At 49.2% G+C, this 9,500-nt stretch carries 6 protein-coding genes and 1 pseudogene; 1 reads left to right on the top strand and 6 read right to left on the bottom strand.

Annotated features, from left to right (window positions below):
* The 5 genes and pseudogenes from FYJ85_RS22470 to FYJ85_RS22450 form a co-directional block, all read right to left on the bottom strand.
* A pseudogene (locus FYJ85_RS22470) lies at nt 1-691 on the bottom strand (hypothetical protein); the annotation flags it as partial.
* Between the two features lie 25 nt (nt 692-716).
* Entirely contained in the window at nt 717-1,943 is a 1,227-nt protein-coding gene (locus FYJ85_RS22465) for an MGH1-like glycoside hydrolase domain-containing protein (protein WP_154420927.1), read from the bottom strand.
* Between the two features lie 460 nt (nt 1,944-2,403).
* Nucleotides 2,404-3,579 (bottom strand): IS110 family RNA-guided transposase, encoded by a 1,176-nt coding sequence (locus FYJ85_RS22460; RefSeq protein ID WP_154420926.1) that lies wholly within the window; start codon nt 3,577-3,579, stop codon nt 2,404-2,406.
* Nucleotides 3,580-3,687: 108 nt separating this feature from the next.
* A complete protein-coding gene (locus FYJ85_RS22455) occupies nt 3,688-7,608 on the bottom strand; it encodes a sugar-binding protein (protein WP_154420925.1) in 3,921 nt (1,306 codons plus the stop codon).
* A gap of 26 nt (nt 7,609-7,634) precedes the next feature.
* Nucleotides 7,635-8,258: a hypothetical protein gene (locus tag FYJ85_RS22450; protein WP_154420924.1), complete on the bottom strand. Its 624-nt coding sequence runs from the start codon at nt 8,256-8,258 to the stop codon at nt 7,635-7,637.
* 36 nt (nt 8,259-8,294) lie between these two features.
* Here FYJ85_RS22450 and FYJ85_RS22445 point away from each other — a divergent pair, with 36 nt between their 5' ends.
* Complete coding sequence (locus FYJ85_RS22445) at nt 8,295-8,558, top strand: hypothetical protein (RefSeq protein WP_154420923.1); 264 nt, start codon at nt 8,295-8,297, stop codon at nt 8,556-8,558.
* Here FYJ85_RS22445 and FYJ85_RS22440 read toward each other — a convergent pair.
* On the bottom strand, nt 8,551-9,339 hold the full coding sequence (locus tag FYJ85_RS22440) for a prepilin-type N-terminal cleavage/methylation domain-containing protein (protein ID WP_154420922.1): 789 nt from the start codon (nt 9,337-9,339) through the stop codon (nt 8,551-8,553). The genes FYJ85_RS22445 and FYJ85_RS22440 overlap by 8 nt on opposite strands.
* Nucleotides 9,340-9,500: the final 161 nt, after the last annotated feature.

The following is a 9,500-nucleotide window of genomic DNA, read 5'->3' as shown; positions in this document are numbered from 1 at the left end:
GCGGCGTCGGAGCATCATATCCCGGCTCCGCCCAGCGGAGCCGGACCTCGCCCGTGCCGGAAAAGATGTAGTCTCCATAGACGCAGACATAATCGTCAAAACAGAAAAACGGTCCGCATTGACGGTAATTGTGAATCTCCTCGCATCGCATCGGCGGCAGCGGTGTGGATTCCAATGGCCGCTGATCATTGACATATTCGGGCTTTTGCCACTCTCCGCCTTCGCCCTCGACCGCTTTCCAGTTGAATGCCTCGTCAGTCAGAATGTGCGCATAACTGCCCCAATCGGTCTTGCTGTTCGCAAAACTGCACCCCATGCAAAGCTGATACTCCCAGTCGTGAGAAAGTACGCCACTTTCATCTTGAACGAATAGCCCCGGGTTGACCGACATCTGGCCATAAGCAGTCAAGGCATAGCCGAATGCGAAAAGCCGGGCGGTAAGGACATGTTTCCCCGGCGCAAGCGGAAGTTCCACAGTTGCCGTAAACCAGCGTTCCGGTGTACCGCGTGGCGGTCCGTCGGCAATCGCTTCGCCATCGCAAAAAAGAGTCGACCGCTCGTCCGCACTGTATGAAAAACGCAATACAACAGGCTCCGCAACTTCGAAAATATTTCGAAAAACGGCAAAATAAGGAGGTTCTACGCCCCATCCATAAGGACGCATCCATATCTGAGATTTTAGCTTTTTCATTATAAGTTTCTACAAATTACTATATTTAACATATAAACTCTCGATAAAAGGTGATCGGGATCAAAGCCGACCACCCGCAAAAGTCTGGATATGCCCGACTTACCTGTTGATCGCATTGCACAGGAGAATAGTTTTCCCAAATTGTTCCTGTTTTTTCCCAAAGTTTTTTTGCAGCGGTATAGAGACGAAATGCAACTTTACGCGCAAAAGCATCATACCCATATTTTTGCATCCCCTTCAACACCATATAATTGGTGTGTGCCCATGCCGGGCCGAGGGCATAGCCGCCTTCTGGCTGGAATTCTGGATCGTCAGCTGCCAGAGTCGGAATACCGTAAGGACACCCGAATGCCTTAGGATCATGAAGAGTATCGATGATTTTTGCAGCCCGCTCCGGTGTGGCCACCTGACTGAGTAACGGCCAGAATCCGCAGATCGTACGACGATTTAGTACGCGCCCATTGAGATGGTCTGAGTAGAAGTTGGTTGTTTCATTGAAACACAATGCATTTACCAATTCAGCGAGTTCAGCGTGTTGTGCCGTCAGCTCGGCCTCTTCTGCGGTACGCCCGATGCGCCGGGCGATCTCCGCCAGGTTGAGGGCGTTGAATGCCATTTCGCAAGTGGTGTCGCACCAGCCGAGCTGTTTATTCCAATAGAAAGGAACCTCGGTTTGCGCATTCAGCCACTCAAATAATTTATCTCCGGTCTTCGTGGAATCAGTGATCGCATTGCGCTGAAACGGGATCCCTCCATCAGGAATCACTTCCGACCGGTCGTCCCAGCGTGGGAGGTTATCCATGCCGCATCCCCAGCCGTCGGCGAAAAAGAGACCATCCTCACGCCGGAACCGGGCAAAATTGAACTTATGTTGACGTAGCAGGGGTTCAAATACTTTTTCCAGACGTCCGGGTACATAGGGGGCAAGTTCCAGTTCTGCCCATGCCAGAAGTGGCGGGGCGAACCCCGTCACGGAATCGGGCGACCATTTGCTGACACCATCCGGCCGGATCTGCCGGCTGATAAATCCTTCTGGCGTCTGACAGCGGTAGAAATTGTCTAAGCTTGCCGCAACCGGAAAGCGGTCAACGTGATAACGGGCCCACATCGAGGAGAAGGCTGTATCCCACAAGAAAATATCCATAAAACCACCGCCGGTTCCGAGTCGGGGAGAGGCCAGATGTGTCGGCTTCTCATCCCGGAAAAGTTTTTTATCGGCGATTTCAAGAGCCGCCTGATAAAAAGTGTTCATTTTTTGTTGTTCTTCTATGTTAGGTTTTGTCAAGTCTTTTTCGTAACTTTTCTCGTTTTTCTATGAAAAATTTTACTTTCAGAGCAGATATTCCCTTACCCATGTATCCATAGGTTGTTGACTGCTATCAACTTTTCCTGTTTGATTGTTATTGATTCTGTCAGTTCAAGAAACTCTTTTGCATTTCACACCGGCAGCGGGTAAACCAGCGTTCCCAACCTTCTATCGACCGCAGACGTTCCAGACATCCGCCGATAATATGCCACATGCGAAAAACGTGTGAATTCGAGGTCTCCATCTTAAGGTGTCGGATGTCATCCGCAACCAGGAAGTTTGTCGAACAGCCTCTATGTTCAAAAATCTCTTTTCTTACTCTCCTTAAAGTGGTGGTGAATTTCTCAACCTTTTGATCGGCATCATTCGATACTCAGGAAAAAGAACGAGTCGATTCACCATATGCTTATACTTCAATTGGTTTGTTTATAATAGCTCCCTCTATGGCTTCACCTTTTACCACATATCGCCACAAAGCAACCATCAACTGACGAGCGAGAGCGACAATTGCAGTTCTCCGAATGCGCCCTTTTTGTTCCAGGCGATCCGCCCATTTTTTCACCAGCCAACTATCCTTCTGCCAGCGATACCATAGCCAGGCGCATTCAACGGCCATCTTTCGCAGACTCTTTCGACCGGTCTTGCTGATCCCCTGATCACGTCTCATTGTCCCGCTGGAATATGGGCATGGTGTCAAGCCGAAAAACGCAGCAAATCGTTTCCCGGAACCAAATCGGCGAAAGTCTCCGATCTCCCAAGGCAAATGGCGGGATAAGCGATCACCGACACCTTTGAACTGTTGCAGTTTCCTGACTGTTGCAGAGGTAGAATCCTCATTGTTATTTGTTTGGGCTGTTTCTTCATCACGTTCCTGAAATTTCCGAATAATTTGTTTCCAACTGACCAATTCTTTTTCGAACAATTCCAGTTCGGCAATCAGATTGGGAAAGCGAAGCAACAACAGTTCGGGGCATTCCTTCCATTCCGGCAGTTTCGACCATCTTGAAACCGCTTTCCGCCATTCGATTGAAGTTTGATGAGATTTAAAACCCGGTAACGGAGTTCGTTCGATCAAGGCGATCATCTGAGAGTTTACACGCTCTATTGACGTTTTGATACTAGTCCATTCCCGTTCCGCATCCCGGCGCCCTTCCTCCTTCAACGTCGGAATGTAAACACTCGGAACATGATCGGACGGATGCAAACCTCCAAGGAATTTCGCATCAAGTTTATCCGTTTTGATCGTCTTGCCACTCATCACCACTTTCAGTTTGTTGATCGGGAGGATATGAACGATGGCCCCAAGAGCGATCAGTTTACGAGCCGGCCAGTATCCATAGCGCCCCGCTTCGTAGTAGAAGACATCTACACGTTTGCCGCTCTGAAGCAATTTCGAAACCAGTTCAAACGCACGCTCTTCTTTGCTCTGATTATCCTTGTCTTTCAGACCGTAATAGCTCATTTTTCCTGCTCCCCAGTCTTGAACGGCCGTCGCCCACAGACTGCCTCCCATATCAATGCCGACACTTATCTGATTTACGACTTGACTATCGCGCTTGATCGTGTTACCTTTTCTTTGCATTTTTTGAACTCCTTTTTCTGTACTTTGGAAGGTTGGGTTATTCAAAGTTACTTGACAAAGGAGTTCTTTTCTACTCCGACAATTGCTTGCCACCTATACATGGTATCTTTACTCTGCCAGAATGACAATCGGCCAAGTATCCGGACGATTGTTCGGAAGTTCATTATCGATACTCCAGAAAAGTCGGTTCTGCGGCATTGCTTCTGTTGAATCCTGATTGTTCAACAGTACGCCGATTCCCATCATTTTTCCGGCAGTGGCCTGAAACGGCAACAACGCTTTAAGCGCGAATGTTAGTTCATAACGGTAACCGATTCCGGTCTTGGTAAAGACACACTTGACCTCGTTTCCGGCAATGGTGTCAGGCCGGGGAGCGTTGAATCCCTCCGTCAGCTGTTCATCTGGAACGCCGTGGCGGTAGATGACCGGTCTCAGCGTTCCCGACTCAAGGTAAATACCATACGCCCAATCATCAAGGGCCATTTTGTCGCCAGCAAGATTGTGCCCATCAGCGAACGTATCGAAAAAGAGCTGAAGCGAGTCATTGCGCCAGCCGTCGACCGTGTGCAGATAAGGATTGACTACATGTTTGGGATCTTTCACATCGACCAACATGTAGAACATGTTTTCTGCCCACGCCAGTTTCAAAGTGGCGCTGTAATTTTCGCTGCCGTGTCCGGAACGCTGATTGATGGGCAAGGCGGGCACTTTCGACCAGTCGACTGCGCCGCCAGCTGTGAAAGCGGCTTTTTTAGCCAATACAGCGCCCAGCGTCTGATTGATGAGTATTTTTTCCGCGCGAGGCCGGGTTTGCCGGATTTCTCCGCGGAGCGATTCAACGCTGAGCTGTCTGGCGGAAATTTCTGCCGGAAGATCAGCTGTCAGGGTTTTCTGCCGGGCCGGAGGCAGCTGCACCGACATCTTTTTCCCATTGAGTGTCACATCACCGGCGAAATTTTCCTTGCTGCGATTATCCAGTGTGAGCGCCCATTGAAACGGCGGTTTGAGTTCGATACCAAGGGCGGCGGCACATTCGCCGTCGATGACGAGCGATGCATTTTCCAGTGCGGAAATCATTTCATCAGTTGAACCGGCCTTGCCGCGCAGAAATACCGGGAACGGAGAAAGACGCAGTGATTTTTCAAAATCATACTTGACTTCCATAAGATCGAAGAGTTCCGCATCAAGTTCGCCGATAAAATTCAACGTCGGTCCCGGAAGTTTGCCGTTATCCACTTCACGATCACAGCTCCAGAGCGCAGTCACTGGACGATTCCGGGCATCTTTGAATACATAACAGCGAGTTTTGGCGGAAAACTTGATCTCCTTGACGAAATCTGCATCGCCCAGCAGACGACCGAGGGTATTGGAGATTTTCTGGTTGGCGAACGGGGTGAGTTCGCAATCCAGTTCAAAGCTCCAGAAGTTGGTGCTGGAATTCATCTGCTTGATCCGGTCGGCATTTTTGAGCCCGACCAGCCAAGTGCGAGCACGCCATGCGGCACTGAGACGTTCCTGATGGCCCATATCATAGGTCAGCGGTCCCCAGGTCGTTGCAACCCAGCTCACCGGAAAGAGACCCGGCATCTTGTAGGGTTTCCAGTGCATTCCTTCGGGACTGAATACCGGTTCATTTTTGTAGCCGTGTTTTTCGAGTACTTTGAACATCTTCTGATAATCGGTATCGAGATCCGGATATTCCGGTGCTTCTCGATAGATATGGAAAATGAAGCAGTCGTAACGGAAACGGTCACCAATCGTGGTGAGCAGTTTATCGATCGTTTCACAGCGATCATCGCCCAAACGCGAGGTCGAACTGTTGCCGATCAGTGCGTTGGGGTTGCCCCGTTTCAGGCCGCGAGCCGAAGCCAATTCGACTTCGACATACTGCTTGTAATGTTCTTCAGTCGCATAACGGCTGTTGGCAAATTCCGGCATGTGCCCCTCGGCTTCGTTGATGCTGCCCCAGACTTTGATCCATGGCTGTTCTCTGCTTTTGCGGGCAGTGGCATCCTCCAGAGCCTTGAGTGCTTCCGGGGACGGAGCCGGCAGAGTAATCGTTGCATAATCCTCGCGGCGGAAGCCGGAGGCCAGCGACTGATACCAGACGATGTTCGGCAGCACGGTGAATCCAACACATGGTTTTTTCATATCTTTGACCAGCGCGCGGTCTGGACGCAGAGCCATTACAGCGAGGGAATCAATGCCGTATTTTGCAGCTTCTTCGGCAACCAGTTTTTCCGTGTTGGCATAGGCTCCGCGCGACCCAATACCGATTTTGCGCAACCGCTCCAACACTTCCGGATAATATTGCACCGGACTGTAGGGATCGATGTAGGCATTCGCAAACAAATTCTTGTGTTTGTGTGTGTTATCCAAAGAGTGCATCACTGCGAAACGGGTGAATTCGTAACGTTCTTTCCCATCAATCGTATAGTTGTTTTCAACAGTGAAAATGCCGACCGGCGTTTTTTCAAAATCGAGTTTGACGATACCTTTTGCATTAGAATCCGTGACGAAAGCATGCTTTTCGGAATGAATGACCTTACCGAAAAAATCGCGAACAGTTGTTTTAACTTCGCCTTTGACATCGGGCAGGGCGGTTGTGATCTCAAGCTGGGCATTGACACTCTGTCCTGGTTCAAGGAAGTTATCCGGTGTAGAGGTGAGAAGTTTGCCTTCGACTGGAGCCGGTTCATAAGCTGTGGCCTTGTTTCCGCGTTCAAGCTGAATGGCATCGATATGACAGACCGCTGGTTCGTTGGATTTTGCGGAGAGTGAAAAATAGTGCGGCTGTGTGACTTTGATGTCGATGGTGCGTTCATAACGTTTCCACTCGGCAGTCGGCTTAAAAGCGGCGATATTGATGGTGTCACTCTGCCAGATGTTTTTGCCCGGCGCCATCATGCGGTTGTTGAGTTCGATCGTCTGTTTACCGGGGTGGTCGGTCTTTGCGTAAAAACTGACCGTATATATACCGGGTTCGAGGAGGACCGCATGGGCGGAAATGATCTGACGGAGCCCTGCCCGCCGCTGATCGGAAAGGATGCGGAGCGAATTCGTGCCGGCAAAGGCCTCATTTTTATCGATGCCGACGGGCTTGGTCTCCCAGACTTCACGGCTCACGTCACCGGCAGCGTTTTCAAACCACCAGTTCTGGAATCCCAGTTCAAAAGAGCTGTTGGAAAGCAAATTGCGCCGTCCTGCGCGATCGGGCAGACGCAGACGGTCTTCGCGCCAGAAATCATATTTTCCCACTTTGGTGAGATAACGGTCGGAAGCCGTATCGGCTGTTTCATCTGCAACAGTGACCATGCCCGGATTCAGTTCATACCGGAACGTATCTGTCTTGCCCGTCGGGACAACGGTGATCCACAGCGAATAGTTACCGCCGGAATTCGTGGCGGAAACACGCGCCGGTTCAAGGAACGTGATTGAGAACTGCCGCTTTGGTTCATCTGGATTGAACGTAATCGTTTTGCAGTTACCGTTAAAAAGTTTTTTGGAAAAATTTGCGCCCTCTTTGAATGGCGGCAACAGGAATGTCTGGTCATCAAACTGTACCTTGGTTCCGCTGCAAAGTTCATACCGCAGTGCCATCTCATACCGACAGCTGCTCATGGCTGTGGCCGAAGGCGCTTTAAGTGTCGAAAGAACTTTGCCATCGTTTTGCAGTTTGAAGTTCTGTGAAATGCCGGGAGTATCGGTATACGTATAGGTGAACTCATCGTTATCGACACCTTCCGGCCGGATTCCATTGACCGCCTTGCGGTTGTACTGCAACACGATTCCGCCGAAACGGATTTTCCCGTCAGCCGAGAAGAAAGTTGGTGCGCCGCTGATAAAACAACGGAGAGCTACCGCACTGCCTTTGAAAGTTGCTACGACCTTACCTTTTTCCAGCTTACTAACGCTTTTCCGGACTGCTTTACCGGAGTTGAAGGGCGGCGCATAGGCCTCATAATCTGCGGCTCCGGCGGCAATGGAGATCAATCCGCAGATTCCCAATAAAAAATGAATTTTAGGCATATTCTTACCTTTTGTTTCTCCCTACGTCAGCGGGAAAACCCGGGAACGATAGTAAAACTGATTTTTCCGTTAGCTCCGGGATTCAGCGTCATCGTGAAGTATTTGCCACTGACATACATTCGGCCGTCCGTTCCATCGTCGACTTTGAATTCGAACTGTTTTTTGGCATCGCCTTTGAAGAACATTAGCGACTTGACATCGCCCAGACCACGCGTATTCAGACCGATTTTTTTGTCATTGTACCAAAGTTTGTCGGCTCCGATATTGGTGAGATTGAGCGCGATTTCGATCGAGAGCGGCGTTGCTCCAGTGTTGAGCAATTCGCAATGGATGTAGTTGTCGGCATCCATTTCAAACCGGAACGTAACTTCGGGACAGGAATCGAATTTATAAATCCGCACACGCTCGGATTCCTGAGTCAGTTTTGCTCCAGTTAGTGGCTTTTTGTCTTTCAGAACGCGAATGTTTCCGGCAAAATTGTTTTTTGCGTAGATCGCCGGATCAGTCGTGCGGTTCAACCGGAGCTGGACGCTTACACCATTGAAGAGCGTCGCAACTTTCCACTCCTGAATATTACCGGGAATGGCAAATACAGGACAACCTGTAGCCAGAATTGCAGCCAGCATACCAAGCATACCCAAACGTTTCATTTTCTTTTTTCTTTTTTCTTGTTTGTTTTAAAAACGATGGAAATATCGATTCAGCCATTTCAAGCCAGCGTGTTCCTGGGAACTTTTGAGGGAGAACCTGCCGGAAACATTTTCTGTTTCATAATTTTCAGCGATGAACGTAAATTGTCTGCCGTATGCGGCATATTTGGCGGCCGCAAACGGATTGACGGACAAAAATTCGATCCGCTACAGCCGCTTGAGTTTGCGGTAAATTTCTATCAGCTCACGCTGGTATCGGGTCACACCAACCAACAGCGGCAACTGCTGCTTCTTATTTGAATTTAAACTCCGTTACGTCCCATGTGGCATGGTGGCTCATGCTGTAAACACTCATGTCGCTGCGCAGATAATTTAAATTTCCTCCATGAGACACTCCTAATTTTTTCCGATGTTCCCTGCCGCCACCTGAACTGCCACCTCCATCTATTCCCATGTTGTTTGTAGTGATCGCGTTAGCATCAAGTATATAGCCCGAGCCTCCTGTTCCTGGCGTACCCCATACCCCGGCATACGGCAGTTCCAGCATTATGGTCGTACCACCTCGGATCATACTTATTTTCTTGGGAATCATCAGATCTTGAAGACCGCCATGTTCCATATATCCCCAACCTCCTTTTCCGCGTTTACCAAGCTGACCTGTGTTCTCACCGATGGGAGCATAATTCGTTGTTCCATTTGGAGAGGTTGCCCCTCCACTGGAAGTTATACCACCGACATCAATTGCAATCGGACAACAAAAAAGATTATTTTTAGGTGCATAGTCAAAATTAGCAATTACCTCAAAAGGTGCCTTGTCGTTTTTCGGCAATAGCCCCATGGTGTTTCCAACAAAAATACTCCACCCCCAACGTTTTTGATGTGGCGGCATGAAATCATCGTTGTCCGCATTGTAGAAAGAAATTCCAGAGCCAATGGATTTCAGATTATTTGTACAACTGATGATTTTTGCTCTCAAACGAGCTTTGTTGAGCGCAGGTAGCAACATTGCAGCAAGAATCGTGATGATCGCGATAACAACGAGGAGCTCGATGAGTGTAAAAGTCTTCCGTTCCCTTTTCATGTTTCTTCTCCTTCATAGGCCTTCTCTTAATAACTCCTGAATCCGTGAAATTTTGTCCATGTGTTTTTCATGCGGATTCAAACGTTGTTTTTTGCCGGATTTTCCGGCGTTTTCTGTTCTGATTTTTGTCTCGGCTTCCGTCAACTTTCGTTATTCATCGA

Origin of the sequence: Victivallis lenta (genome assembly GCF_009695545.1) — a bacterium.
Taxonomy (GTDB): domain Bacteria; phylum Verrucomicrobiota; class Lentisphaeria; order Victivallales; family Victivallaceae; genus Victivallis; species Victivallis lenta.
The sequence above is the reverse complement of the archived record's forward strand: the minus strand, read 5'-3'. Positions and strand labels throughout refer to the sequence as shown.